This is a genomic window from uncultured Caballeronia sp. (assembly GCF_964243625.1).
Lineage (GTDB): Bacteria > Pseudomonadota > Gammaproteobacteria > Burkholderiales > Burkholderiaceae > Caballeronia.
Window position 1 is genome coordinate 1 of sequence record NZ_CAXTGZ010000691.1, and the last position, 1091, is coordinate 1091.

The 1091-nt window shown below is 63.4% G+C and carries 2 protein-coding genes and 1 pseudogene (1 of these 3 running past the window's edge); all 3 read left to right on the plus strand.

All coding sequences use genetic code 11. The features are described 5' to 3' along the window. A partial coding sequence (locus ACFFAR_RS29370; RefSeq protein ID WP_375509029.1) for a 6,7-dimethyl-8-ribityllumazine synthase occupies nt 1-284 on the plus strand: 284 nt, incomplete at its 5' end. Next, nucleotides 281-718 carry a transcription antitermination factor NusB gene (nusB, locus tag ACFFAR_RS29375; protein WP_075359597.1) on the plus strand — a complete coding sequence of 146 codons (438 nt, stop codon included), beginning with the start codon at nt 281-283 and terminating at the stop codon, nt 716-718. The genes ACFFAR_RS29370 and nusB, both read left to right, overlap by 4 nt. Further along, a pseudogene (locus ACFFAR_RS29380) lies at nt 718-1091 on the plus strand (pyridoxal phosphate-dependent aminotransferase); it runs 884 nt beyond the window's last position. The gene nusB and the pseudogene ACFFAR_RS29380 overlap by 1 nt, the downstream one beginning before the upstream one ends.

Below are 1091 nucleotides of genomic sequence, written 5' to 3' on the forward strand. Positions count from 1 at the left end.
TCGATGCTCTCATCGCGCTCGGCGCCGTCATTCGCGGCGAGACGTATCACTTCGAGCTGGTATCGAATGAAAGCGGCGCGGGCATTTCCCGTATCGCGCTCGACTTCGGCACGCCAGTCGCCAACGCGGTCCTGACGACCGAAAATGACGAGCAAGCCGTTGCCCGCATGACGGAAAAAGGCCGCGACGCTGCACGCGTGGCGGTGGAAATGGCGAACTTGTCGGTCGCGCTGGAACAGCTCGGCGGTGACGATGAAGACGAAGACGACGAGGACCGTGCATGAAAAGCGCTCGACGCCGCTCGCGCGAACTCGCGACACAAGGGCTTTATCAGTGGTTGCTGTCGGGCTCGCCCGGTGGCGAGATCGACGCGCAGTTGCGCGGCGCGCAAGGCTACGATAAAGCCGACCAGGAGCATCTGGACGCCCTGCTGCACGGCGTGATCAAGGAAGCGGACATCATTTCCGCCGAATTGCAGCCCTGCCTCGATCGCCCGCTCGACCAGCTTTCGCCGGTTGAACGCGCGGTGCTGATGGTCGCCGCGTTCGAGTTCAAGCATCACCTGGACATTCCGTATCGCGTGGTGATCAACGAAGCGATCGAGTTGACCAAGACGTTTGGCGGTTCCGATGGCCACAAGTACGTGAACGGCGTGCTGGACAAGCTTGCGGTTCAACTGCGGCCGACAGAAGCACAAGGCCGCGGCCAGCGAAGCTGATGAATTTCGCCAAAGACCCGCTCGGCGCCGTCTCCCAAAGCGCAATTCGCTACGCCGCGCGCGTCGATGCGATCGAGCCGTTCTATGTCATGGAACTGGCAAAGGAAGCGCAGGCGCTCGAACGCGCGGGGCGCGACATCATCCACATGGGTATCGGGGAGCCGGATTTCACGGCGCCCGAACCGGTAATTGCCGCAGCGACCGACGCCCTGCGGCGCGGCGTCACCCAGTACACGAACGCGCTCGGACTGGCGTCGTTGCGCGAGGCGATATCCGGTCATTATCGCGATGTGTTCGGGCTCGATATCGATCCGGCGCGCATCGTGGTGACGGCGGGTGCACTCGCCGGGTTGCTGGCGATGACGGCTGCGCG